This is a genomic window from Clostridium septicum, from assembly GCF_003606265.1.
Lineage (GTDB): Bacteria > Bacillota > Clostridia > Clostridiales > Clostridiaceae > Clostridium > Clostridium septicum.
In genome coordinates this window covers 1,787,849-1,813,884 of the sequence record NZ_CP023671.1, presented here as the reverse complement: position 1 = coordinate 1,813,884, position 26,036 = coordinate 1,787,849, and the positions used below count along the sequence as shown (strand labels likewise).

Genomic DNA, 26,036 nt, shown 5'->3' with positions numbered 1-26,036 from the left:
ATATATTCTTATTCTCTTTTAAATGACATTTTAATATGAGGTATTTCAGCCTCATCATATACATTTGATATAGATTTAAACCCTATAGAACTATATAAATCCTTAACATAAAGTTGAGCTGATAACACAATTTCTTTTTCTCCCATCTCATTTTCTATAAATTCTACAGCTTTCATCATCATTTCCTGGGCAATATTGTTTCTTCTGTATTCCTTCAAAACAAGAACTCTCCCAATTGATGGCTTATCATAAGTAGCTCCACTTTTTAATATTCTACAATAACCTACTAATTTTTCTTCATAATATGCTAGTAAATGATAAGCTTCTTGGTCTTTATCATCAAAGTCATTTTCACAAACTATTTTTTGTTCACATGCGAATACTTCGTATCTACACTTTGCTACTTCATAAATATCATCTCTAGTCAAATCATAAAAACTACTTACTTTATACTTAATCTTGTTATTATTTATCTTCATAAGTTTCTCCCTTTTTATATTTCATAGCTGTCCACCTTTTATTATATAATCTAAATAATGTAATTACTATAAACTTAATTTTTATTTAATAATATTTGCCATTTTGCCTATAAAAAAATAGCTATTTAATTTTGAATAGCTATTTTTTATAATTTATCTAATTTGTCCGTTTCCATAAATAATATATTTAATAGTTGTAAGCTCTTTAAGTCCCATAGGCCCTCTTGCATGTAGCTTTTGAGTACTTATTCCTATTTCTGCTCCAAAACCAAATTCACATCCATCTGTGAATCTTGTTGATGCATTAACATAAACTGCTGCTGCACTAACTCTTTGCATAAACTTTTGTGAGTTCTCATAACTCTTTGTTACTATGGCTTCTGAGTGCCCTGAACCATATTTATTTATATGATTTATAGCTTCATCTATATCCTTAACTACCTTAGCTCCAATTATATAATCTAAATACTCTTTGCTCCAATCTTCTTCTGTAGCTTCAACTGCTTCTTTTACCAAATTTCTTACCTTTTCATCGCCTCTAATTTCAACATCCTTTTCTTTTAATGCATTTGCTATTATAGGTAAAAACTTATCAGATATCTTTTCATTAATTAACATCTTTTCTGCTGCATTACAAACTGCTGGTCTTGATGTTTTAGCATTTACTATAATATTTTTTGCCATATCAAGGTCACATTCTTCATCAACATAAATATGACAATTTCCTACTCCTGTTTCTATAACTGGCACTGTGGCATTGTTAACTACTGTTTGTATAAGTCCAGCACCACCTCTTGGAATTAAAACATCTATATAGTCATTAAGTTTCATCATTTGTGTTGCTACTTCTCTACTTGTATTTTCTACTAGTTGAACTGAATTTTTAGGTAAACCCACTTCTTCTACAGCTTCAGATAATACTTTAACTATTGCTTTATTAGAGTTTATAGCTTCACTTCCACCTCTTAAAATAACTGCATTCCCTGTTTTTAAACATAGTCCAGCTGCATCACAAGTTACATTTGGTCTAGCTTCATATATAATTCCTATAACTCCCATAGCAACTCTTTGCTGTCCTATTTGTAGTCCATTAGGTCTTTTCCACATTGAAAGCACCTCTCCTACAGGATCTGGTAAAGCTACTATTTGTCTTAATCCATCTGCCATATCATCTATTCTTTGACTATTTAAAGCAAGTCTATCTAACATAGCTTTTGATGTGCCTTTTTCCATAGCTACCTTTAAATCTAACTCATTAGCTTTTATTATCTCATCTTTATTATTTAGTAATTTTTTAGCCATATTCTCTAAAGCTTCATTTTTTCTTGAAGTACTAGCATTTCCCAATTCATATGAAGCCTCCTTAGCTAATTGGCCCTTTGTTATTAATTCGCTCATCTTTTTTCCTCCTTCAATTATATATTTAAGCTTTAAATAAAGTTCCTATTTCTTTTCCATCTAATATGTCTAATAATATTTCAGGCTCTTTTCCATTAGCAAGAATCATATTAACTCCAGCTTCTGTAGCTGTTTTAGCTGCTGTTAGCTTTGTAACCATTCCACCTGTTCCTAGATTACTTCCTGCTCCACCACAACATTCTTCTAATTCTGGTGTTATTTCATCTATTTCTTTTAATAACTTAGAATTTGGATTACATCTTGGATCTGAATCATAAAAACCATCTATATCTGATAGTATAATTAACAAATCTGCTTTTACTAGCTTTGCAACTATTGCAGATAAATTATCATTATCTCCAAATCTAACTATATTTTCTATTTCATCTATTGAAACTGTATCATTTTCATTAACTATAGGTATAATTCCCTTTTCTAATAATGTTTCAAATGTGTTACATACATTTTCTCTAATATGGTCATCCTCAACTACGTCTCTAGTAAGTAGAACCTGTCCAACAACATGACTATATTCACCAAAAAACTTACTATATATATGCATTAATTCACATTGTCCTACTGACGCTACAGCTTGCTTTTCTCTTATACTAGTCGGTTTTTCTTTTAATTTTAGCTTATTAACTCCAACCCCTATAGCTCCTGACGTTACTAATGTAACTTCTTTTCCTGAATTAATCATATCTGATAAAATTCTAGTAAGCTTTTCTATTCTAGTTAAATTTATATTTCCATTGTCATAAGTTAAAGTAGATGTTCCAACTTTAACAACAACTCTTTTAGCACTTTTTATTTTTTCACGATAACTCATTTAATACACTCCTAATTGAATTTACACATTGTTCATTATATCTTCTTTTCATTATAAGTTTTTTCATAATATTTTTCTATATAAAATTACTGTAGATTAATATTATTCTACCATTTTAACTAAAACAGATTTATCCTAGAATCTTAAAGTCTATATAAAACTTAAACTTACTATAAAATAGATATGCTCTTTATTAAGCATCCCTTTTAAGTTAAATTAATTATGTTTTGTTTAATAATTTTCTATTAAATAACCTTAATTTCAATTAAATTCATTAAATTTCTTATAGTTCTATCTAATACATTTATATTATCCATATACAAATAAATATTTATTCTTGTTTTTGTAAAAAACATAATTATTACAACTTAATATAAAATTTAATTTCAATGCATAATTTTTAATTTTTTTTGCATAATATTCTATTGATTTTTCTTAGAAATGTATTAAAATTAATATTAATGTATAAATATTAATAGTAAATTGTAAAGGAGACGCTGATGCAAAAATCAATATCAATCAAACCGTCATTTAAGTCTATATTAACATTTATTATACCATCATTAATAGGTATAATCTTGTTTATGACTCCAGTTAAACATAATGGTGAAATTACAATTTCTGTTGCTATATTATCTAAAATATTAGTTAATTTTTTAGGATCTAGCTTACCATTTATAATAACTATAACAGTTTGTTTTTCAGCAATAATAAGTATTTTTACAAAAATAGCCAAGCCAAACTGGATTTTAAACAATGAATATTTAAACACACTTTTTAACATAGGCCCTTTATGGTTCATATCTAGAATACTAGGTGCCGTATTTTGTGTGTTAGTTATATTTAATGTAGGACCTCTTCCTATAATAGGAGATTCTACTGGTACATTCGTATTAAATGATTTATTAACTATATTATTTTCAATATTTCTATTTGCAGGATTCTTTTTACCTCTATTACTTGATTTTGGTTTATTAGAATTTTTTGGAGCTATACTTACTAAAATTATGAGACCTATTTTTAGACTTCCAGGACGCTCTTCTATAGATTGTATAACATCTTGGTTAGGAGATGGTACTTTAGGTATTATATTAACAAGTAAACAATATGAAGAGGGATTTTATTCAAAAAGAGAGGCTACTATAATTAGTACAACCTTCTCTGCTGTATCAATAACTTTTAGTTTAGTCGTAATAAGTCAAGTTGGATTATCACATTTATTTATCCCTTTTTATTTAACTGTAACACTTGCTGGCATAGTTGCAGCTGTGATAATTCCAAGAATATATCCTTTATGTAAAATACCTGATACTTATTACAATAATAAACCTCAAGTAGATAATGAAACAATTCCTGAAGGATACACATCTTTAACTTGGGGATATAATTTAGCTTTAGAAAAAGCATCAAAAAACAATGATTTAAAAGATTTTTTTATAAATGGAATTAAAAATGTGTTAGATATGTGGTTAGGTGTATTACCTGTAGTTATGGCATTAGCTACAATAGCTTTAATAATTGCAGAGTTCACTCCAATATTCCAAATACTTGGAATGCCATTTATACCAATTTTGAAAATATTACAAGTGCCTGAAGCTGTTGCTGCATCTCAAACTCTTGTTGTAGGATTTGCAGATATGCTACTTCCTTCGGTATTAGCGGCAAAAACTATTACTAGTGATATGACTAAATTTATAATAGCTTGTACATCAGTTTCTCAATTAATATATATGTCAGAAGTCGGCGGAGTTTTATTAGGTTCTAAAATACCAGTATCTTTAAAACAATTACTTATAATATTCTTAGAAAGAACCTTAATAACGCTACCTATTATAGTATTAGTCGCAAATATAATATTTTAAACAAAATCTTAATAAATTTTTATAATAATTCTATAAATTAAGTGTTAAACTAGGCATAGGTTTTAATAAATCTATGCCTTTTTCTTAAAATATAACAACTTTGAAAGGTGGTGAAGTTCCTTAAAGGAACTAATACTTATGTTTAAATTTTTTAGTAAACCATTAAATCTATTGGCCCCTGCTTCAGGAAAAACAATAAAGTTATCTGATGTTCCAGATCCAGTATTTTCTCAAAAGATGGTTGGAGATGGAATAGCTATAGATATCACAGGTGATACCATTGTTGCCCCTGCTGATGGTGAAATTACTTTAATAATGGACTCAAAACACGCTTTTGGAATGTCTTTGGAGAACAATGTTGAAGTATTAGTACATGTAGGGTTAGATACTGTAACTCTTAAGGGCGAGGGATTTGAGCAACTAGTGAACCAAGGAACTAAAGTAACTGCTGGAACTCCTATACTAAAAATAAATAGAGATTTAATTCAATCTAAAGGTATTTCTCTTATTACGCCAGTACTAATAACTAATGCTGATTTAGTAAAAAAACTAGAAGGTTTAGCTGGGTTAAATGTTACTGCCGGAAAAGATCCTATTATTAATTATAAACTTTAATAAATTAATTATTTTACATAGTAAAAAAGACATCTCATTTTTTATTGAGAGATGTCTTTTTAAAATTATTTTTTCTTACTCATATATAATTTCTATTTTAACTCTCATTATTAATAAGCAAATATGCTTCTTTCACTTTATATAATTAAAATAATAATTATATATATAAGATCCTATAAATATTATTTTTATTATATTTTTAACTTTCTATACCTATTATAAGTAGCCATTATTTCTTGCTTTCTTGGCATAGCTAAGCTTCCCCATCCGCCTTTTATTTTTTCAATTGAAATTAATCCATTTTTAGCAATCTCTGAAATTATTTCATCTATCATTTTTTCAAAAGGTAAATTTTTATAAGATAAATTATTTTCTATCCACTTCATTATTGAACCAATAGAATTTAATTGCTCTGTATCTACAATTTGTTCTACCGCTCTTAAATCTATATTCTCTCTATTTATATTTATTGAATCTATTCCAGATACTTTTATTTTAGCTCCCTTAGGTCCAATTTCTATATTTCCTTTTTTAATTACTTTATTAAATTTAATATCTATTTTAAGTTTTTTTTCTTTTATTCTTTTTAGAATTTCACCTCTCATTAAAGATTTAGCTTCTTTTGTAACATCCTTTGTTTCATAATTGTCCATTTGAATAACACAGTCTGCAATGTCAAAGAAATCTCCTGAACTTCCAACTACTATAATCGTAGATATATCTAACTGCTCATATATAGGCTTTACTATTTCAATAAATGGAGTAATTGGCTCTTTTTCTTTTGCTACTAATTTCTGCATTAAATCATCTCTCATCATGAAATTAGTTGCAGAAGTATCTTCATCTACTAATAACAACTTAGTTTTACTTTCCATAGCTTCAACAATATTAGCTGATTGAGATGTACTACCACTTGCATTTTCTGTTGTAAAATTTATTGTATCCTTTCCATTTGGAAGGTTATCTATAAATAAAGATATATCTGTTTTTACTATGGATCTACCATCTTCTGCTCTCACTTTAAACGCTGTGTTATCTGTAATAACAAATTCCCTTCCATCACCTTCTATATGATTATATACTCCAAGCTCTAAAGCTCTTAAAAGAGTAGATTTTCCATGATATCCTCCTCCAACTATAAGAGTAATTCCTTTTTTTATTCCCATTCCTTTTATAGTTCCATTATTTTTAGTTACCACCTCTACCTCTAATTCCTTTGGTGATTTAAAGACCTTTCCTTCCTTTAATGGTTTGGTAGATATTCCGCTTTCTCTAGGTAACATAGCTCCATTTGCAATAAAAGCTACTAATCCCCTACCTTTTAAATTTTTTCTTATTTCTTCTTGATCTTCTACAAGCTTAACTCTATTTATTAATTTATTTTTATCTATATTATTATAAATTAAAGTATTTTCAACTATACTTGGAATAACATTATATAATATCTTTTCTAATTCTTTTGATAAAACAGATCTTCCTCTTGCAGGAAATCCAATATAGAATCTTGCTTCAATTTTTTCATCCTCTATAATTACAGATGTTCTTTCTAAAATCTCTTGAGGACATTTACTTATAGATATAAGTCCACTTTTTCCCGAACCAAATATCTTTTCACCATACTTATTTATATTTCTATAAAAAAGTCTTGTTAAAAAATCTGCTGTTGCTATATTTTTATATTTTTTATCAAATAACTCTATTGGAAACTTTGCAATTCCTTGCTTTACTATTACTCTAACCCTTGATGGTGATGCAAATGGATCACCTTGCACATGATCTATACTTAATATATATTTATTAAAATTATATTGACCTTCCAAATCCTTATATGCCTTATAACTTCGACCGTCTATTCTTACTAAATCTTTCTTTAAGTCATTTAAATCTCTCATATTAATCTCCCTTTATATATTATTAAAATAATCATCAATTAGTTTTTCACTCATCCTTCTATACATATTGCTCATATTTACTAAAGAACATAATAATAGAAAGTTCTTTTCAAATTCTCCTGAAATCTCTTCATCTTTAGATAACTTTTCATCAATAATTGAATTTTTCTCACTAATAGATATCTCTGCATCTATTAAGTCATTGTTATATTGTTCTAGATAATTTTTATATAAATTTTTTAATGGATAGTTTCCTTCTTCATCTAAAGAACTAACTATTTTATCTAGAGAACTTTTTATATCATTTATTGATAAAGTTCCTTTTAAATTATAAATCATACTCATAAGTATAATGTGCTCTTTACTATACCTTTTATTTTTTATAGACATCAATAGCTTTCCCTTAGCATAATTGTTTATCATAGTTTTAGTTAAAGTCTTGTCATCTTCAGATCTTTTAGTATCTCCTAATTTGTTTTCAAATAATTGTATAACTTGATCCATGTATAAATCTATATCTGGAATCTCCTCTAAGGATATTTGGTTTTCTAATTTTAAATCTTGGAACTTTTCTTTTAAAATATTTAAATCCATAATTACCTCCATATAGTTTTAAAAACTACTTGTTATCATCTATATATTCAATAATAATAGTATTATTATGATATTTCAAGATAAAGGTAAAAAAATAGGTGTATTTTAATAAAAATTGCACAATTTAAACTTTGACTATACTTAAAATTTATATAATAATATCAATATAATAATATATAGTTTTAAAAACTACATGATATAAAGGGGTGTTTTTATGGAGAAACATTTAAGAGAACCTATAAATAGTTTAACTCATTGGATTGGTGCTATATTGTCAATTTTAGCTTTAATAGCAATGCTTATAAAAGGATTTAATAATAATCTTTCTAGTCTACAAATATTATCTGTTGTTATTTTTGGAGTAAGTCTTATACTCTTATATAGTGTATCTGCTACTTATCATTCTGTAATTTCAAGTGATGATATAATTCTTAAACTTAGAAAGCTAGATCACTCTACTATCTTTATACTTATAGCAGGCTCATATGCACCATTTTGTTTAATTGCTCTTGGTGGCAAGTTAGGTATATCATTTTTTATTCTTATGATTCTAATTGCAATTTCTGGAGTAATTTTTAAACTTTGTTGGTTTAACTGCCCAAGATGGCTTCAAACTGCTTTATATATAGGTATGGGCTGGAGTGCTATATTTGTAATAAAACCATTATCACAAGTAATGTCTCCTACTAGTATCTTCTGGTTAGTTTTAGGTGGAGTTCTTTATACACTTGGAGGTGTACTATATGCATTAAAACCTAAAAAACTTCAATTAGGAGCCTTTGGTTTTCATGAAATTTTTCATATTTTTATTTTATTAGGTAGTCTAAGCCACTTTATAAGTGTTTTTATATATTTACTATAAATTGATTTAGTCGTTATAAAAGAAAAAGCAGAGAGCATTCACACACACTCTCTGCTTTTTCTTTTTAGCCTATTCCTCCATATATAATTCCAAGAATTATAACTAATATTGTTGTTATGGTAAAACCATATTTTGCAAACAATATAAATTTATTTCCTAAACATTTTGATGCACCTGTATTTATTTCTTCTAATACAATATCTTTATTATTTAAAAAGTAAAATGATATAAATACAATTAATGCACCAACTGGTGATAATATTACTGTCATTAGATCTGCAAACCCATTAAATAAATTCATGTTAACATTTAGCGGGATAGAAAGTACAAATAACGCCATTGCTATAAAAATAGTAGCTTTTTTTCTAGAAATCTTACTTTGTGACATTAACGCTTCTACTGGCCCCTCTAACATATTAATAGATGAACTTATAGCTGCAAATATTATACTTAAGAAAAATAATATGCATAATAGTTGTCCACCAGCCATTGATTTAAATATAGTTGGTATTGTTATAAATAATAATGGTGGTCCTGCAGCTGGGTCAAATCCAAAAGCGAAAACAGCTGGCATTATAACAAAAGATGCTAACAATGCTGATATAGTATCAAATATTGCAGTACTTATAGCTGATCTTGGTATATCCATATCTCTTTTCATATAACTACCGTAAACAACCATACCACAACCATTTAGAGATACTGTAAAAAATGCTTGTCCTAAAGCCATAACCCAAGTATTAATTTTAAATAAGTATTCCCACTGTGGTGTTAATAAATATTTAACTCCCTCCATGGCACCCGGTAAAGTAAGAGATCTAATGGCAAGAATAATAAATATAACAAATAATAAAGGCATTATTATCTTATTTATTTTCTCAATTCCATTTGTTATCCCAATACATACTATTGCTAAAGCTATAGCTATAGCTAAGAAATTCCATATTATTGTTTCTGGACTTCCTGAGAATCCATCAAAGAAGGTTGAAATGTCGATTTTATTTATTCCTCCATCAACACTCAATGTAAAGTATTTTATAATCCATCCTACTACTACATTATAAAACATAAAAACTCCTGCTAACCCTATTGCTGGGATAGCTCCTACTAATACTCCACCCTTTAATCCCTTGTTCCTAAAAGAATTTTTTATACCTGTTAAAGATCCCCCTTGTGCTGCTCTTCCAAAAGCAAACTCCGTTATAAGTCCAGTTGAACCTAAAATTAAAACAAATATAAAGTATGGTATTAAGAATACCGATCCTCCATTTTGTCCTAATCTATATGGAAACATCCATATATTCCCCAGACCTACTGCTGCTCCTATACAAGATAAAACAAAACCTGCTCTACTTGTAAAATTCTCTCTTTTCTTCATAACCTACAATCCTCCTAAAAATAATAAAACCACATAGCATTTGCTATGCGGTAATTATCTCAGGAATAAAAAAATCCACATAGCAATCTCTACGTGGTTACATGACTTAAACAAATTTGAGCTAGAAAAATAATCATAACCATCATAGATACAAACCAAAATTTCACTTATGGCCTGCACCTATAATTTATATTACAAATACAGAACCTATCTATAATAGTTATAATAATATGCCATATTAACTTTAATCATTCTAAAGCCAATTTTCTTACTCATATCTGTTCTCCTTATCCTTCATTTCTCCTTAATGTTAACACCAAAATATGTAAATGTCAATATTTCATTTCAGAATTATCCTTCAATTTGTACTTTTCCCTTAATTTTTCATATTTTTTTATTTTTTCTTTAAAGAAAATATGTTAAGTTTATGATATAATAACGAAATGAATAAAATTAGAAATGAGGTCGGTTTTTAGTGATAACTGTATCAAATGTAAGTTTAAGATTTGGTGGACGTAAACTTTTTGAAGACGTAAACTTAAAATTCACTCCTGGTAACTGTTATGGAGTTATAGGAGCAAATGGAGCTGGTAAGAGTACATTCTTAAAAATATTATCAGGAGAAGTAGAACCTAATACAGGTGAAGTTATAATTCCTGCTAATACAAGAATGTCTGTTTTAAAACAAGACCACTTTGAATATGACGAGTTTGAAGTTTTACAAACCGTTATAATGGGAAATAAAAGATTATATGAAATAATGGAAGAAAAGGATGCTTTATATGCAAAACCTGATTTTTCAGATGAAGATGGTATAAGAGCATCAGAACTTGAAGGGGAATTCGCTGATATGAATGGTTGGGAAGCAGAATCAGAAGCTTCTTCATTACTTCAAGGATTAGGTATAGGAACTGATATGCATTACAAGAAAATGTCTGAGCTTACAGGTTCTGAAAAGGTTAAAGTTCTTTTAGCTCAAGCATTATTCGGTAATCCTGGTATCCTGGTTTTAGACGAACCTACTAACCACTTAGATATTAAGTCAATTAACTGGCTTGAAGACTTCTTACTTAGATTCGAAGGAACTGTAATAGTTGTATCCCATGATAGACATTTCTTAAATACTGTATGTACTGTCATGGCTGATGTTGACTTTGGTAAGATTAAACTATATGTAGGTAACTATGATTTCTGGTATGAATCAAGCCAATTAGCACTTCAAATGTCTAAAGATCAAAATAAGAAAAAAGAAGAAAAAATTAAAGAATTACAAGACTTCATCGCTAGATTTAGTGCTAATGCATCAAAATCTAAGCAAGCTACTTCTCGTAAGAAGCTTCTAGATAAAATTACATTAGATGATATTGAACCATCAAGTAGAAGATATCCATTCGTTGGATTTAAACCTGAAAGAGAAGTTGGTAATGAAATATTAACAGTTGAAGGTTTAACTAAAACTATAGATGGAGTTAAGGTTTTAGATAATGTAAGCTTTAGAGTAAATAAAGACGATAAAATAGCATTTATTGGTGATAATGAAATTGCTATTTCAACTTTCTTCAAAATTATAACTGGAGAAATGGAACCAGATGCTGGTGAATTTAAATGGGGAATAACTATAACTAAAGCATACTTCCCACAAGACAATACTGAATTCTTCGAAGGTTGTGAGTTAAACCTTGTAGAATGGTTAAGACAATACTCTGGAAATACTGTTGAAGAACAATCTGAAAGCTATTTAAGAGGATTCCTAGGTAGAATGCTATTCTCTGGAGAAGAAGCTTTAAAGAATGCTTCTGTATTATCAGGAGGAGAAAAAGTTAGATGTATGTTATCTAGAATGATGCTTTCAAATGCAAATGTATTAATTTTAGACCAACCTACAAATCACTTAGACCTTGAATCAATTACAGCTGTAAATAATGGTCTTAGAGATTATAAGAGCGTTTTATTATTTGCTTCACATGACCATCAATTTGTTCAAACTATAGCTAATAGAATTATAGATATTAAAAATGATGGATCAATAGTTGATAGAACTATGACTTATGATGAATATCTGGAATTTGCTGGTAAAAACTAAGTTTAAATATAAAATAAATGACTGGAAAAATAATCTCCAGTCATTTATTTTATCTCTAATTATCTCTAATTATTTCTTCTATACATTCACTTACACTATCTACATAATTATTAGCTTGTTCTTTAACTCCATCTTCAGAATTATTAAAAGTAAAACTGTTTTCTGTTATCTTAAACATAGATATATCATTATATGAATCACCAATAGTATATAATTTTTCTATATTACCACCATCTAATTGCAATACCTTCAATATTCCACTCCCTTTAGAACATCCTTTAGGAACTATGTCTATAAAGTATTGATTTCTATATGCCTCTAATTCATTTTCAAATTTACTTAATAACTTTTCTTTTGCTTCATCTGCTGTATTTATATCTCTATTTCTTGCAAATAAGCTAATTAATAGATAATCTCTTTTTTCTTTAAACAAATCTTCTCTATTTATTATACCTTGAAAATAATTAAGCAAATCCTCTATATCATCTGTATTTATTGGATCTACAAGATAGTTTTTTCCATCACTTTCAAAATGAATGCATATATTCTCATCATCTATAAAATCCTTAAATACATTCTCTGCTACATCGTTAGTAATGTGATTATCATATATAATATTTCTATCTCCATCTAATATTAAACATCCATTGCAAGCTACTATATAATCATATTTTACATTAGGATATTTATCAAAAACTTGATCTATTCCATTTAAACTTCTTCCTGTTGATATTATGAATTTATATCCTTTTTGTTTAAGCTTTAATATTGCTTCAACATCTTCAATTTTTATAATATTTTCATGTACAAGTGTACCATCTAAATCACATGCTAAATATTTCATAACTACCTCACTTTTTTAAATAATAAAACCTAGATTATATTAATTATAATCTAGGTTTCGAATTATATCTAATGTTTATTTTGTATATTTTATATGAAGTAATTCATGTGCCTTTCCATGACCTGGTTTGCCCATATATTCATCATACATCTTTCTTAATGCAACATTTTCATGGGATTTTCTTTTCTTTAAATTTTTATCTTGATTATATAAAACAGATGCTCTTACTGTTCTTATATCTATTTTTTCTCTTTCCGCTGAGCTAACATGAGGCTGACCACCACCATTGACACACCCACCTGGGCAAGCCATAACTTCAACAAAATGATATTTTCTATCATTAATTTTTCCGCTATTTATAAATTCAAATAAATTTGAAGATCCATTTACAACTGCTACATTATACTCTAGTCCACCTATTTCTACAGTTGCTTCTTTTATTCCATCTAATCCTCTGACTTGCTTGTACTCTATATCTTCTAAATACTTACCTTCTACAAAATCCTTAGCTGTTCTTAAAGCAGCCTCCATAACACCACCAGTTGCTCCAAATATTGCACCTGCACCAGTGTATTCTCCCATTGCAGGATCTACTTCTGAATCTTCTAGTTTTGCAAAATCAATTTTAGCATCTTTAATCATTTTAGCTAATTCTCTTGTTGTTATTACAGCATCTATATTTCTTATATCATCATTTTTCATTTCTTCTCTATCAGCTTCGTATTTTTTAGCTGTACATGGCATTATAGTTACTGTAAATACCTTTTTAGGATCTATATCTGAAACTTCTGGATAATAAGTTTTACTTGCAGCACCAAATATTTGTTGAGGTGATTTAGCACTTGATAAATTCCCTAATAACTCTGGGTAATAATTTTCAACTTGTCTAACCCATGCTGGGCAACAAGATGTAAACATAGGAAATGGTCCATCAGCTTTAATTCTTTGAATTAATTCTGTTGCTTCTTCCATTATAGTCATATCTGCACCAAAATTTATATCAAATATTTTATCAAATCCTAACATTCTTAATGCAGTATATATCTTACCTGTTACATCTACCCCATATCCCATTTTAAATAGTTCACCCATTGCAGCTCTAACTGAAGGTGCCATTGCAACTATAACATGCTTTTCTGGATCTGCTAAAGCATCTTTCACTCTATCTGTATGTGATTTTTCTGATAATGCATCTACAGGACATACTGCTACACATTGACCACATAATAGGCAGTTTGTATCATCAAAACACTTTAAATTTTCTGGTCCTACAATTCTCTCATCATTTACCTTTTGGAATGTTATTGCTTTTGTTCCAGTTTTAGTTCTACATGTAGCTACACATCTTCCACACTTAACACACTTAGTTCTATCTAAAACTATTGATTTACTTCTGTCATCCACATATTCCGATTTCTCAGTTGGAAGAAATGGCTTAGATGCTCTAGCTTTAGTTTTTATTACTAATTTTAAGAACTCACAATTTTCTCTTCTTTTACATGGTCCACACTTAAATTCATGTTTATCTAAAAGTGCTGAAACTGTATTTTTTACCTCTTCTTGAACTCTTTCACTTTTAGTGCTTATTACCATACCATCTTTAGGCTTTACACAACATGCTCTAGCTAGCTTTTCTTGACCTTCTATCTCAACAAGACAAGTTCCACATTGCCCTATGTTATTACACTCTTCTAAAAAACATAAAGCTGGTATATCTATTCCATTAGCTTTAGCAATTTTTAATATGCTATCATTATCATTAGCTTCTATTTGTTTTCCATCAATAACTATATTTTTCATCTAAATTACCTCCACAAGTAAATTATAAACGCTTCATAGTGTTAATTTATAAATCCTTAAATATTTTATTGTTATAATTTTATCATATTTTCATCATAATAATTATCAAAAGATAATTATTATTATAACATTTTTCTTATTTACATCACAAATTTGATTTTACGATATAATACAACTAAATACAACTGAAACTATTTGCTAAAATTGTTCTTAAATATAAGTAATTTAAACAAAAAAAATAAAAAGGGTTATTATACAGTATTTTTTACAATTTATATCCCTTTTTATTGACATTTTTAAACTTAATTACCATTTAAAATTAAAAACTAATATTTTCCTATAATACCTATTTTTTAAGTTTTTTCATTTATGTTCGTCAGCTTTTATCTCTAAATGAATTACAAATGCTAAAATTGCTCTTAATAAAATTATGGCTGCTAATATATACATTTCATCTAAAGACCTAACTATTACAGTTTTTAATATCTCAGCCCCTAACTTAAACTCTAGTGCTAATGTTAATGATTTAGCAAACTCTATTTTTATTGAATAATTTTTTTGGGCCAATAAATTAAGAGTGTACTTATAAAATGCTTTTATAGCTCCTATTATAACAATAACAATTCCCATAGCTTCTAGTAAATGAATTCCTATAGGTACTACTGTACTCACAAAATTTTCTAACATATTTTTCTCCTTAGCTAATATTTTATCTTATTATCTATTACCTGACCTCTTATGTAAAGCTAATATATAATTTTTAAAAGAATTTTTTTATTTATTTGTGTTAATATAGTAATATAAAATATTATTAAAAAATCAAAGAGGTTATAATATATGATAAAAGTTTTTAATAGAGACACTAAAAGTTATGATATAGAAAAAGTCGCAGGTGAAAACTATATAACTTGGTCTTATGAATCTCCTGTTGGCAAAGGACTTCTTGAGCTATTAATAAAAAAGAAATTCTTTTCTAAAGCTTATGGAGCATTTTGTGACACAAAGTTTAGTAGGAATAAAATAGATAGCTTCATTAAGGATTTTGATATAGATATGAATTTATGTAATCAAAACATTAAAGATTTTAATAACTTCAATGAATTCTTCATTAGAACATTACATAAAGATGCTCGTCCTATAGATATAAATCCTAATTTTTTAATTTCTCCTGGAGATGGTAGATTATTAGCCTTCAATAATATAAATACTAAAAACTTAGTTCAAGTTAAAGGTATAAATTATAGTCTTTCAGAGTTATTAGAAGATAATGATATTATAAAAAAATACGAAGGTGGAGTATGCCTTATTTTAAGATTATGTCCTACTGATTATCATAGATTTCATTTTGTTGATAGTGGAATTCCATTAGAAAATCATTTTATTAAAGGAAACTATTATTCTGTAAATCCTACTGCTCTAGAGAGAATTCCTAAACTATATTGCCAAAATAAAAGAGAATGGTCAGTATTTAAATCTGATAACTTTGGAGATATTATTCACGTAGAAGTTGGTGCAACATGTGTTGGTACCATAATTCAAACTTATAATCCTAACGAACCAGTTAAAAAAGGCGATGAAAAGGGATATTTCAAGTTTGGGGGGTCTACTACAATCCTATTCTTTGAAAAGGATAAAATTAAAATAGATGAGGATATCTTGACTCAATCTGATTTAGGATTTGAAACTAAAGTTATTATGGGTGAAACCATAGGTAAAAAACTTTAAATTTTAAGAGGTGATATACTTGGGGGATATAATTTACAGATTACTATTATTTTTAAATAGTAGGAAAAATGAGGACTTAGATTATACAATAGCAACTACTATGCTACATAATATTAAGGATATACCTAATATGTCTATAAATAAGCTAGCGGATATTTGTTATACATCTCCTGCAGCCATTACTAGGTTTTGTCGCAAGCTAGGTTATTCTAATTTAAGTGAATTTAAACAAAGTACTCAATTTAATATAAATAGCTATGATTTAGGTTTAATGAGACCTAAAGCCATAAATTTCAGTTTAGCTAGAGAAGATCTTTTAAAAAATATGTACACCGAAGTAGACAAGGAGATAAATTCATTGATAGAAAATATTGATTTTAAAATAGTTGATATGGTTATAAATCTTATTTTCTCTTCTCCTAACGTTTCTATATTCGGAACTCAATATTCTCAATTAATGGCTCAAGATTTACAACGTCGCCTAGTTAATGTTGGAAAAATAATTAATCATGCAAACGATGTACAAGAACAAGAAAAACTTGCTGAAGATTTAACAGAAGGTTCTTTAGCAATTTTAATTTCTCCAACTGGTAGGTTTTCAATATATCATGAGAGATTATGGAAAAAAATCAAAGAAAGTAGTGCTATTGTCGTAATAATAACCGGAGCTAAAAATGATGAATATTTAAAAAGAGGAAACTATATACTATCTTTGCCTAGCTCTGAAAATTCAAACCTTTATATTCAACCATATAGATATTCCCTTTGTTATCTTATAGAATATCTTTATATACGATATGGCAGCCTTTATGCAAATTAAAGAGGCTCTATCAAAACTATGATTCTATGATTCAAAAATTGTTACAATACATTCTAAATAAAGAAGGCCTAGTAAGATTAAATATACTTACTAGGCAGTCTTATTATATACTATTATATTATTTGATTTTAAAATTCAGCTCTCTCTACTTTTTCTATTTGATTAATTACATTTTTAAATTGAGGTAAGTATTTCTTATGAGCAAGTAACATTTCATTTAGTAATGCTCTTCCTCTCTTATCGTCAGCTACTAATGGATTAGTTGTCATAGCTAAAAGTGCTGTATTATAATCTCCTGTATATGCTGCTTCAGCAGCTAATCTTTCGAATGCCTTTATTTGAGATGTTAATCCTTGTGCAAATATAGGTAACTCTGTTATTGTTTCAATAGGTTTAGGACCGTCTTTACCTATATAACAACTTACTTCTATAGCTGAATCATTATCGAATTGCTTTAAAACCCCATTATTTTTGGTATTTACAGCTACAATCATATTTTTATCATTATATATGCTATTAATTACGTTGCAAGCTACATCTGAATAATGTGCTCCTCCACGCTTTGATAACTCTTCAGGCTTTTCCTTTAGATTAATATCTTTATACAGCTCAAATAATCTTTTTTCTACCCTAGTTACTACTTCTGCCCTAGTTTCTCCTTTTTTAAATTCCTCTAATTCTGATGAAAGCATATCTCTTGTTTTATAATAATATCTATGATATGGACATGGAATTAAACCTGTTGCTTTTATAAATGCAGCATCCCATTCATACCCCTTTATATTAGCCATAGTTTGGACAGAGCCTCCTGGTTCTGTTAATTTTTCTATAATTTCCTTTGTAACATTTTTTCCATCTAAATAAACTCTTTCCGCATAAACCATATGATTTAATCCTGCAAAATCTACAGTTACTCTACTTGAGTCTACTGATAAGAGTTCAGCAAATGAATAATGTAATCCTATTGGCACATTACAAACCCCTATTATCTTTTTATGAACACCATATCTTAATAAAGCTTCTGTAACTATTCCAGCTGGATTTGTAAAGTTGATTAACCAAGCATTTGGACATAATTCTTGAATATCTTTAGCTATATCTAATATTACAGGTACTGTTCTCAATGCTTTAAATAATCCACCTGCACCATTTGTTTCTTGTCCTAAAAACCCATGGCTTAAAGGGATTCTCTCATCCTTAGCGCGAGCTGGTAATAGCCCAACTCTTAATTGTGTTGTAACAAAGTCTGCATCCTTTAAAGCTTCTCTTCTATCTAAAGTTAAATATATATTCATAGGCACTCCAGCTTTCTCTACCATTCTTTTAGCTAATGCACCTACTATTTCTAATTTTTCTTTTCCTTCTTCAATATCAACTAACCAATATTCACTTACTGGCATTTCACCATATCTTTTAATTAAACCTTCTACTAATTCTGGTGTATAACTTGATCCTCCACCTATAGTAACGATTTTTAATCCCTTTTTACTCATAATTAAATCCTCCTAACACTTCAACGTTTTTGAAATTTGTTATCGATTTCTTATGATTTAATTATAAAATATAATTTTATAAAATAATTTCAAATTTTGAAAATACACTTATTACTACTTTTTTATAATAGCTTTAATAGTTTTTTTAAATTTATTTTCATCTCCATCAAATATAACTAGATTAATTCCCATTTCTTTTGCTCTTTCTCTTACAGATGCTTTTATAGGTTCCTTGGTTGCAACTAATATTTTATAAGCCTTTTCTCCTCCTATTTTAGAGCTATAAACATTTAACTCATTTAATGCCATTTCATTATATCTATCGCTATCTTTACATGAAACACAAATAGGTATTGAATCTTTGACTGCAACGACATCAACCTCATTTCTTACAGTCTTAACATCATTATTCCATAAAAATATAACCCCATTTTTAACTTGATCTACTTCTTTTATTTCATCTATCATCATGTTTGTAGCCATTTCTAACCAAGTACCACTTTTAAAAATAAAGGCTTTAAGATAGTCACTTAAAAAACTTACTTCTACTTCATTAGAACCTATATCTTTATATATTATTCCACCCATACTTTTTAATTTAGTAAGTATTTTATCTAAAAGCATTTTTTCATTATCATCTAAAAATTTAGTTTTTATTAATACCTTTTTAGAATCTTGCCAATCATGAATAAAAATATTAGAATCATATAACTTTTGTTTATGCTTATGCCATATTGATAAATTTTTATATATTTGCTTTGTTAAATATACTAAATCTTCTTCATTACATAGTTTTGTTGAATCTTGAATAACTTGGCCTCCTGATGCTTTTATAATGTCTTCTATTTCTAAATCACCAAAATCTTCTTTCAATATTTCTATATTTGAATCTATTGTATATAATGTTTTTTGTTTAATATCTACATATATACTCTTAATACTATTCTCATTACATATTTTTAAAAGTATTAACGAATTAATTCTTTTTCCACCAGTTAAGTTAACTAAAACCTTTCCGTTTTTATTTTCATTTATAAGATTTTTTATTTCACTACTATCGCCCTCTTCTATAACCTTTTCTTTTAAAATAACTTGTGGCAAATAATTGTTATAATACTCTCTTATTGATTTCATTTTACCTTCTTCTTTAGAAGTTCTTATAAATATTACTAATTCTGGTTTAAATTTTTTAGTAGCTAAAATATTACCTTCATTATGCTCATCAAGCTGATTAATTAAAGTTTCTACCTGCATAACTATACCTTCTTTTAATAAATATATTTTTATTAATTTGCCCATAGTTAAAGTTTTCTATGTAGCTATAAGTTTAGTTTTCTAGAATTATATATTTTATAATTTCCTATAAATTAAAAATAGACTGTTTTAAAGATTTTCTTTTTAAATAATCTTTAAGACAGTCATATATTGATTAGATAAACAAATTTCTTGCTAAATATACTCCTGAACATGATGCCATCATTAATCCTCTTGTTAAACCTGCCCCATCTCCAATTGCATATAAATTTTTTATATTAGTTTCTAGATTTTCACCTAATTTAATTGCATTTGAATAAAACTTTATTTCTGGTCCATATAATAAATTATCTGGATCTGCAAATCCTTTAACTACTTTATCCATTTCTAATATAAAATTTATTATATTAGTCATAGTTCTATATGGAATTCCTAAAGTAATATCTCCTGGCATAGCTGTCTTTAATGTAGCTTCAACTGAATTTTTATCTAGTTCCTCTTGCCAAGTTCTTTTACCTTTTAATATATCTCCAAACCTTTGAACAACAACTTCTCCATTAGATAAAAGATTTGTTAACTCAGCTACTTTGTGTGCATACTCTATAGGCTTATTAAATGGCTCTGTAAAATTGTGAGAACATAATATAGCAAAATTAGTATTAATACTTTTTTTCTCTTTATACGCATGTCCGTTCACTAAAGATAAACCATTATCATAAACTTCAGCAGCTACAAATCCATCAGGATTTTGGCAGAACGTTCTTACCTTATCTTTAAATGGAGCTACTTTACCTATAAATTTTCCTTCATACATAAGCTCATTAATTCTTTTAATATCTCCTTCAGATCTCATTTCAAATCTAACTCCAATATCAACTATTCCAACTTCTTTTTCAATACCATATCTATCACATAAATCTGATAACATATCAGCTCCATTTCTTCCTACTGATATTACAGTTTTTTCCCCATAAAAAGAATCATTCTCTGTTGTAACACCTAATATTTCTCCATTATCTATAATTAAATCATTAACAGGAGTTTCAAATAGCATCTCTACACCTTGTCTTCTTAGGTAATCCTCCAACTTTCCATATAACTCTCTAGACTTTTCAGTTCCTAAATGTCTTATAGGTATATCTACAAGATTTATATTATGATTCTTTGCATTATTTTTAATACTCTTTATTTCAGCTTTATTCTCTACTCCAGAAATATTTTTTTCTCCGCCAAAATCTAAGTATACTTTATCACAATAATCAATTAATTTTTTTGTTTTTAAATGTCCTATTACATTTGGTAAATTTCCACCAACTAAAACTTCTTCTACTTCTGAATCATATAAAGATAATTTGGCATCTGAAAAAGCTCCTGCTCCAGCAAACCCTGTTGTTATATTGCAATAAGGCTTACATTTTATACATTTATTTATTATAGGTATTGGACAACTTCTTTTATGTACTGATTTTCCTTTTTCTATTATTAAAATCTTTTTTTCCGGATGAATTTTATTAAGCTCATAAGCTGTAAATATACCACTTGGTCCTGCCCCAACTATTATTACATCATATTTTTTATCTTTTACACTCAAAACTTAGCCCCCTTATAAACGAATATTTTCATAAATCCATTAATTATTATACGTATATTTTTAGTAATATCAATACCTTTTATTAGTATTAACAAATTTAACATATAAAATAATATAAAATATTTATTAAACTGAATTATAAACTTCTAATAAAAAAATAACCAGTAGAATTTAAAGTTTCTACTGGTTTTATTATTTTAATTTAATAGCTTATTTTAAATTTGCAAAAAACAATTTAACCTTATAGGAACTAACTGTCTTAATACAACCTCTTAAAACTATCTTATATAAAAGGTACGCACATTTTACAACTATCTACTGGAGAATCAATAAGCTTACATTTAATATCAAACACACTTTTTATAAGATCCTCATTTATGATACTTTCCTTATTTCCCTGTGCAAATATATCTCCATCTTTTAAAGCAACTATATTATGTGCGTATTTTAATGCATGATTTATATCATGAATAACCATTACTATAGTTCTATTTTCTTTTTCATTTAATTCCTTTAATATATTTAAAATTTCTAATTGATACTTTATATCTAAATGATTTGTAGGCTCATCTAGAAGAATAATTTCTGTATCCTGTGCTAATGCTAAGGCAATCCAAGCTCTTTGCCTTTGACCACCTGAAAGATTTCCTAAAGTTACATTCTTTTCATTAACAAGTCCCATTTTACTTATTGCTTCTAAAACAATTTTTTCGTCTTTTTTACTCCAAAAAGATAATAAATTATGATAAGGATATCTACCTTGTTTTACTAAATCATAGACTGTCAAATCTTCCGGTGCATTGCTATTTTGAGGAAGCATTGATAACAACCTAGATACTTCCTTTGAAGGTATTTTTAAAATATTTTTATCCTTCATTAATACAGTTCCACTTTTAGGTGTAAGTATTCTTGCTATAGATTTTATTAATGTTGATTTCCCACATCCATTAGAACCTATTAAAGCCGTAATTTTTCCTTCTTCTATATCTAAATTAATATTATCTAATATTATCTTTTCATCATAACATAACTTTAAATCATTTGCTTTTATCATTTTTATCTCCCCTTTGAATACTTTCTATTTTTAATTAAAAGATATATAAAGTATGGTGCTCCAATAGAAGCTGTAAATATTCCTATTGGTAAATCCTGTGGATAGAATAACCATTTAGAAACAAAATCAGCTATTAAAGTTATAATTCCTCCTATCAATATAGAAAGTAACGTTATATTCTCAAATTTTGAATCTACAAGTTTTCTAGCAATATGGGGAGCTATTAACCCTACAAAAGATATTCCACCTCCGATAGTTACAGCACCAGCACTCAATGCCGCTGAAATACTTAGAAGTATCAATCTTCTCTTACGTAAGTTATTTCCTAAAACAATTATAACTTCATCATCTAACTGATGAAGATTTAAATCCTTTGTAAATATAATAGTTAATATAGTAAAAAATATAAATGTTACCATAATAATTATTGCATGAGTCCAATTCACACCATATATACTTCCTGTTATCCATGTTGTAGCTTCCTTTATAAATATTACAGGACCATTTATTATAAGAATATTAGTTAAAGCTTTGAAAATAGCTGAAACTCCAATTCCTATTATAATTAACTTATTTGTTGATGTTGATTTTCCCGAAATAAGGAAAATAAGGATTACAGCTATAAACGAAAATGCGAAAGTAAATAATGGCATATATAAAATTGATGTTGTTAGTGAATTATTCTTAGGATCTATAAACATAGTTAAAAATACTAAAGCTCCAACAGCACCTCCATTTACTATTCCTAATATATCTGGAGATGCCAAATGATTTTTAACTACACCTTGAAGTATAGCTCCAGATAATGCTAAAGATGAACCAACAAAAAAAGCAACTATAACCCTTGGTAACCTTATATTCATTACCAAAATGGAGGAAAATCCACTATCTATACCTAAAATACTTTTTAAAACCTCTAACGGGCTTACCATTACCTCTCCAAATCCTAAAGATATAGTAAATATTGCAAGAATTATTATTATTAAAACTATACTTATTTTTATAGTTTTTTTGCTTATATTAATCATTGTTCTCTCTCCTTATAGCAATATATATAAAGAATGGCCCTCCTATCAGTGCTGTTAAAGCACCAACTGGAACTTCCTTTGGATAAATTATAAATCTTGACATTATATCTGCAAGTAATAATATAGAAGAACCTATTAATACAGAAAAAGGTATAAGCCATCTATAATCTGTGCCAAAAAACTTATTTACTATATGTGGTGTCACAAGTCCAATAAAAGCTACTGGTCCAGCAAGTGCTACAGATACTCCTGATAAAACTGAAACTATAGCTATTATAAGTATTTTTAAATATATTGTTTTCATTCCCAAAGATTTTGCCATTTCTTCTCCCAATGAAAATACATTAAGCTTCTTTCCAATAAATAAAGTAAAAATTATTACTCCTATAATTATTGGTGCAAATTGAATAATAACTTCCATCTTTTTACCTTCTACCGAACCTGTCATCCAATAAACTACTTCTTCTAAAGCAACATCATTTCTATACAGAATACCTTGAGTTAATGAAAATAATAATGCCGCTAATGCTGCTCCCCCCAATGTTAAGTCAGTAGATCTTATTTCCCTATGAAGTCCCCTGATAATACATATACTAATATTGCAGTTAATAACGCACCAAAAAAGGATATCCACGCAAGCCCAAAACTAGATATATTTGAAATATAAGTTATCGCTATTACTAAAGCAAATACCGCCCCAGAATTTATACCTAGTACACTTGGAGATGCCAATTTATTTCTTGTTAATCCTTGTATTAAAAGACCTGAAACACCAAGAGCTCCACCAACTAAAAATGCATTTAAAGTTCTTGGAACCCTAGATGTTCTTATAATTATATGTTCTTGAGAATTATTAAAATTTCTATATGAATCTATAATCATATCATAAGATGTATCTATAAAACCTTTAGAAATACTTAAATAACATAATATAAAAATTAACGCTACTAATAATAAAAGTACTATAAATTTACCTTTATTATTTTTTACAATGCTTCCCATATGATCCCTCCATCAATCAATTGATATAAATTATCATTTTCTATTGATAATTTATATTAATTATGTTATCATAATTTTACCATTAAATCTACAATATTCGACAGAAATATAAAATTAATTTGGAGGTATAAATATGACAAAGAAAATATTGTCTATGATTTTATCAAGTATGGTAGCAACAAGCTTATTTGTAAGCTGCTCAAATAAAGTAGATAAAACATCAAAAGATCAAACTATATCTATACAACATTCAATGGGAACATCTGAAATTCCTAAGACTCCAGAACGCGTTGTTATACTAACTAATGAAGGTACTGAAGCGCTTCTTACTCTTGGCATTAAACCTGTAGGCGCTGTTACTGGAGTTACTGGCGATTGGTATGAACATAATAAAAATGAACTTGATGGAGTTAAACCTATCGGAAAAGAGAAAGCCCCTAATATAGAAGCAATTGCTGCCTTAAAGCCTGATTTAATAATTGGTAATAAAATGAGACATGAAAAAATTTATGATCAATTAAACTCAATAGCTCCAACCGTTTTCTCAGATACAATAAGAGGAGCTTGGAAAGATAACTTTAAATTCTATGCTAATGTTTTAAACAAAGAGTCTGAAGGTGAAAAGGCTATAGGGAAATATGAAAATAAAATTACTTACATAAAAGAAAATTACAAAGAAAAATTAGATACTAAAATTTCACTTGTTAGATTTATGGAAGGTAAAACTAGAATATACCTTGGCGATACTTTTGCTGGAACAATTCTTAAGGAAATAGGCTTTAAAAGACCTGAATCTCAACAAGGAACTGAGTTTGTTAACGAAATTGGTAAAGAAAGATTAAAAGAAGCTGATGGTGATGTAATGTTCTACTTTACTTATGAGTTAGGTGATGGAAAGGGTCTTGCTAGAGAAGCTGAATGGATGCAGGATCCTTTATTTAAATCCTTAGATTCAGTTAAATCAAATAAAGCATTTAAAGTAGATGATACTATATGGAATACAGCTGGAGGTATAAAAGCTGCTAATTTAATGTTAGATGATTTAACTAGCATGCTAAAAGAAGGTAAATTTTAATATATAAAAATTTATTGTCTATAATATTTACTCTCATTTATTATAAATAAAAAGAAAAAGGGTTGTAATTAATTTACAACCCTTAAATATTTATAATTAATAAAATTAAATTCTTCAACAAATTAAACTAACATATATATTTTCATATGATAATAAAATTACCTATTTTTTTATTGTTCTAAACCTCTCATAAATATCTATTTAAAATCTATAAGCGGTAAAAAATGGTGATAAAAAAGACCTTGCTAACTGCAAAGCCTTATAAATGGTACGGCGGAGAGGATTCGAACCCCCGACCAACTGGTTCGTAGCCAGCTACTCTATCCAACTGAGCTACCACCGCATATTCATTTGAACA

At 27.9% G+C, this 26,036-nt stretch carries 23 protein-coding genes and 1 tRNA gene; 7 read left to right on the top strand and 17 right to left on the bottom strand.

From position 1 onward, the window contains the following. Positions 1–8: 8 nt before the first annotated feature. The 3 genes from CP523_RS08045 to proB form a co-directional block, all read right to left on the bottom strand. On the bottom strand, positions 9–479 hold the full coding sequence (locus CP523_RS08045; RefSeq protein ID WP_120140761.1) for a GNAT family N-acetyltransferase: 471 nt from the start codon (positions 477–479) through the stop codon (positions 9–11). 153 nt (positions 480–632) lie between these two features. Next, entirely contained in the window at positions 633–1,877 is a 1,245-nt protein-coding gene (locus tag CP523_RS08040; protein ID WP_066675933.1) for a glutamate-5-semialdehyde dehydrogenase, read from the bottom strand. Between the two features lie 25 nt (positions 1,878–1,902). Beyond that, the gene (gene proB / locus CP523_RS08035; protein WP_120140760.1) at positions 1,903–2,706 is read right to left on the bottom strand and encodes a glutamate 5-kinase; all 804 of its coding nucleotides are present in this window, start codon (positions 2,704–2,706) and stop codon (positions 1,903–1,905) included. A 500-nt stretch (positions 2,707–3,206) separates the two neighbouring features. Between proB and CP523_RS08030 the strand changes: the two genes are divergently transcribed. Together CP523_RS08030 and CP523_RS08025 are read left to right on the top strand one after the other, a co-directional pair. After that, on the top strand, positions 3,207–4,568 hold the full coding sequence (locus tag CP523_RS08030; RefSeq protein WP_066675930.1) for a YjiH family protein: 1,362 nt from the start codon (positions 3,207–3,209) through the stop codon (positions 4,566–4,568). Between the two features lie 138 nt (positions 4,569–4,706). After that, complete coding sequence (locus CP523_RS08025; protein ID WP_066675924.1) at positions 4,707–5,183, top strand: PTS sugar transporter subunit IIA; 477 nt, start codon at positions 4,707–4,709, stop codon at positions 5,181–5,183. A 191-nt stretch (positions 5,184–5,374) separates the two neighbouring features. Here CP523_RS08025 and CP523_RS08020 read toward each other — a convergent pair whose 3' ends face one another. Together CP523_RS08020 and CP523_RS08015 are read right to left on the bottom strand one after the other, a co-directional pair. Further along, positions 5,375–7,075 (bottom strand): ABC-ATPase domain-containing protein, encoded by a 1,701-nt coding sequence (locus CP523_RS08020; RefSeq protein ID WP_066675922.1) that lies wholly within the window; start codon positions 7,073–7,075, stop codon positions 5,375–5,377. A 12-nt stretch (positions 7,076–7,087) separates the two neighbouring features. Next, positions 7,088–7,669, bottom strand: coding sequence for a DUF1836 domain-containing protein (locus CP523_RS08015; RefSeq protein WP_066675920.1), 582 nt, complete (start codon positions 7,667–7,669; stop codon positions 7,088–7,090). 214 nt (positions 7,670–7,883) lie between these two features. Here CP523_RS08015 and trhA point away from each other — a divergent pair, with 214 nt between their 5' ends. Then, a complete protein-coding gene (gene trhA, locus CP523_RS08010; protein WP_066675918.1) occupies positions 7,884–8,531 on the top strand; it encodes a PAQR family membrane homeostasis protein TrhA in 648 nt (215 codons plus the stop codon). 64 nt (positions 8,532–8,595) lie between these two features. Here the strand turns inward: trhA and CP523_RS08005 are convergent, their stop codons facing one another. Further along, complete coding sequence (locus CP523_RS08005) at positions 8,596–9,909, bottom strand: sodium-dependent transporter (RefSeq protein ID WP_066675916.1); 1,314 nt, start codon at positions 9,907–9,909, stop codon at positions 8,596–8,598. 475 nt (positions 9,910–10,384) lie between these two features. Between CP523_RS08005 and CP523_RS08000 the strand changes: the two genes are divergently transcribed. Continuing rightward, positions 10,385–11,992, top strand: coding sequence for an ABC-F family ATP-binding cassette domain-containing protein (locus CP523_RS08000; RefSeq protein ID WP_066675914.1), 1,608 nt, complete (start codon positions 10,385–10,387; stop codon positions 11,990–11,992). A gap of 55 nt (positions 11,993–12,047) precedes the next feature. On the opposite strand, the gene CP523_RS07995 is transcribed toward CP523_RS08000, so the two are convergent. The 3 genes from CP523_RS07995 to CP523_RS07985 all read right to left on the bottom strand — a co-directional run bounded on the left by CP523_RS07995 (position 12,048) and on the right by CP523_RS07985 (position 15,323). Next, on the bottom strand, positions 12,048–12,836 hold the full coding sequence (locus CP523_RS07995) for a Cof-type HAD-IIB family hydrolase (protein ID WP_066675913.1): 789 nt from the start codon (positions 12,834–12,836) through the stop codon (positions 12,048–12,050). Positions 12,837–12,911: 75 nt separating this feature from the next. Beyond that, positions 12,912–14,636: a ferredoxin hydrogenase gene (locus CP523_RS07990; RefSeq protein WP_066675911.1), complete on the bottom strand. Its 1,725-nt coding sequence runs from the start codon at positions 14,634–14,636 to the stop codon at positions 12,912–12,914. A gap of 363 nt (positions 14,637–14,999) precedes the next feature. Beyond that, positions 15,000–15,323: a DUF1622 domain-containing protein gene (locus tag CP523_RS07985; RefSeq protein WP_066675909.1), complete on the bottom strand. Its 324-nt coding sequence runs from the start codon at positions 15,321–15,323 to the stop codon at positions 15,000–15,002. A gap of 150 nt (positions 15,324–15,473) precedes the next feature. Here CP523_RS07985 and CP523_RS07980 point away from each other — a divergent pair, with 150 nt between their 5' ends. Both CP523_RS07980 and CP523_RS07975 read left to right on the top strand, forming a co-directional pair. After that, complete coding sequence (locus CP523_RS07980; RefSeq protein ID WP_066675907.1) at positions 15,474–16,361, top strand: phosphatidylserine decarboxylase; 888 nt, start codon at positions 15,474–15,476, stop codon at positions 16,359–16,361. Positions 16,362–16,371: 10 nt separating this feature from the next. Continuing rightward, entirely contained in the window at positions 16,372–17,181 is an 810-nt protein-coding gene (locus tag CP523_RS07975; protein WP_242871373.1) for a MurR/RpiR family transcriptional regulator, read from the top strand. Between the two features lie 128 nt (positions 17,182–17,309). Here CP523_RS07975 and CP523_RS07970 read toward each other — a convergent pair whose 3' ends face one another. The 7 genes from CP523_RS07970 to CP523_RS16490 form a co-directional block, all read right to left on the bottom strand. Continuing rightward, positions 17,310–18,674: a 6-phospho-beta-glucosidase gene (locus CP523_RS07970; protein ID WP_066675903.1), complete on the bottom strand. Its 1,365-nt coding sequence runs from the start codon at positions 18,672–18,674 to the stop codon at positions 17,310–17,312. 114 nt (positions 18,675–18,788) lie between these two features. After that, complete coding sequence (locus tag CP523_RS07965; protein ID WP_227909545.1) at positions 18,789–19,973, bottom strand: Card1-like endonuclease domain-containing protein; 1,185 nt, start codon at positions 19,971–19,973, stop codon at positions 18,789–18,791. 130 nt (positions 19,974–20,103) lie between these two features. After that, positions 20,104–21,519, bottom strand: coding sequence for an NAD(P)/FAD-dependent oxidoreductase (locus CP523_RS07960; RefSeq protein WP_120140759.1), 1,416 nt, complete (start codon positions 21,517–21,519; stop codon positions 20,104–20,106). A gap of 283 nt (positions 21,520–21,802) precedes the next feature. Then, complete coding sequence (locus CP523_RS07955; protein WP_066675900.1) at positions 21,803–22,573, bottom strand: ABC transporter ATP-binding protein; 771 nt, start codon at positions 22,571–22,573, stop codon at positions 21,803–21,805. A 2-nt stretch (positions 22,574–22,575) separates the two neighbouring features. Next, positions 22,576–23,601, bottom strand: coding sequence for a FecCD family ABC transporter permease (locus CP523_RS07950; RefSeq protein ID WP_066675899.1), 1,026 nt, complete (start codon positions 23,599–23,601; stop codon positions 22,576–22,578). Then, entirely contained in the window at positions 23,594–24,142 is a 549-nt protein-coding gene (locus tag CP523_RS16495) for a FecCD family ABC transporter permease (RefSeq protein WP_279221599.1), read from the bottom strand. Before CP523_RS16495 ends, CP523_RS07950 begins: the two co-directional genes overlap by 8 nt. 17 nt (positions 24,143–24,159) lie before the next feature. Then, positions 24,160–24,603, bottom strand: coding sequence for an iron chelate uptake ABC transporter family permease subunit (locus CP523_RS16490; protein ID WP_279221598.1), 444 nt, complete (start codon positions 24,601–24,603; stop codon positions 24,160–24,162). 133 nt (positions 24,604–24,736) lie between these two features. Between CP523_RS16490 and CP523_RS07940 the strand changes: the two genes are divergently transcribed. Continuing rightward, positions 24,737–25,678 carry an ABC transporter substrate-binding protein gene (locus CP523_RS07940; RefSeq protein WP_066675892.1) on the top strand — a complete coding sequence of 314 codons (942 nt, stop codon included), beginning with the start codon at positions 24,737–24,739 and terminating at the stop codon, positions 25,676–25,678. Between the two features lie 266 nt (positions 25,679–25,944). Here CP523_RS07940 and CP523_RS07935 read toward each other — a convergent pair. Further along, positions 25,945–26,021 (bottom strand) — tRNA-Arg (locus CP523_RS07935). Positions 26,022–26,036 lie beyond the last annotated feature (15 nt).

What these genes read in the sequence shown, in the direction of transcription:
- CP523_RS08045 (WP_120140761.1), bottom strand. Translation starts at nt 479, where the DNA reads ATGAAGATAAATAATAACAAGATTAAGTATAAAGTAAGTAGTTTTTAT.
- CP523_RS08040 (WP_066675933.1), bottom strand. Translation starts at nt 1,877, where the DNA reads ATGAGCGAATTAATAACAAAGGGCCAATTAGCTAAGGAGGCTTCATAT.
- proB (WP_120140760.1), bottom strand. Translation starts at nt 2,706, where the DNA reads ATGAGTTATCGTGAAAAAATAAAAAGTGCTAAAAGAGTTGTTGTTAAA.
- CP523_RS08030 (WP_066675930.1), top strand. Translation starts at nt 3,207, where the DNA reads ATGCAAAAATCAATATCAATCAAACCGTCATTTAAGTCTATATTAACA.
- CP523_RS08025 (WP_066675924.1), top strand. Translation starts at nt 4,707, where the DNA reads ATGTTTAAATTTTTTAGTAAACCATTAAATCTATTGGCCCCTGCTTCA.
- CP523_RS08020 (WP_066675922.1), bottom strand. Translation starts at nt 7,075, where the DNA reads ATGAGAGATTTAAATGACTTAAAGAAAGATTTAGTAAGAATAGACGGT.
- CP523_RS08015 (WP_066675920.1), bottom strand. Translation starts at nt 7,669, where the DNA reads ATGGATTTAAATATTTTAAAAGAAAAGTTCCAAGATTTAAAATTAGAA.
- trhA (WP_066675918.1), top strand. Translation starts at nt 7,884, where the DNA reads ATGGAGAAACATTTAAGAGAACCTATAAATAGTTTAACTCATTGGATT.
- CP523_RS08005 (WP_066675916.1), bottom strand. Translation starts at nt 9,909, where the DNA reads ATGAAGAAAAGAGAGAATTTTACAAGTAGAGCAGGTTTTGTTTTATCT.
- CP523_RS07995 (WP_066675913.1), bottom strand. Translation starts at nt 12,836, where the DNA reads ATGAAATATTTAGCATGTGATTTAGATGGTACACTTGTACATGAAAAT.
- CP523_RS07990 (WP_066675911.1), bottom strand. Translation starts at nt 14,636, where the DNA reads ATGAAAAATATAGTTATTGATGGAAAACAAATAGAAGCTAATGATAAT.
- CP523_RS07985 (WP_066675909.1), bottom strand. Translation starts at nt 15,323, where the DNA reads ATGTTAGAAAATTTTGTGAGTACAGTAGTACCTATAGGAATTCATTTA.
- CP523_RS07980 (WP_066675907.1), top strand. Translation starts at nt 15,474, where the DNA reads ATGATAAAAGTTTTTAATAGAGACACTAAAAGTTATGATATAGAAAAA.
- CP523_RS07970 (WP_066675903.1), bottom strand. Translation starts at nt 18,674, where the DNA reads ATGAGTAAAAAGGGATTAAAAATCGTTACTATAGGTGGAGGATCAAGT.
- CP523_RS07965 (WP_227909545.1), bottom strand. Translation starts at nt 19,973, where the DNA reads ATGGGCAAATTAATAAAAATATATTTATTAAAAGAAGGTATAGTTATG.
- CP523_RS07955 (WP_066675900.1), bottom strand. Translation starts at nt 22,573, where the DNA reads ATGATAAAAGCAAATGATTTAAAGTTATGTTATGATGAAAAGATAATA.
- CP523_RS07950 (WP_066675899.1), bottom strand. Translation starts at nt 23,601, where the DNA reads ATGATTAATATAAGCAAAAAAACTATAAAAATAAGTATAGTTTTAATA.
- CP523_RS16490 (WP_279221598.1), bottom strand. Translation starts at nt 24,603, where the DNA reads ATGGGAAGCATTGTAAAAAATAATAAAGGTAAATTTATAGTACTTTTA.
- CP523_RS07940 (WP_066675892.1), top strand. Translation starts at nt 24,737, where the DNA reads ATGACAAAGAAAATATTGTCTATGATTTTATCAAGTATGGTAGCAACA.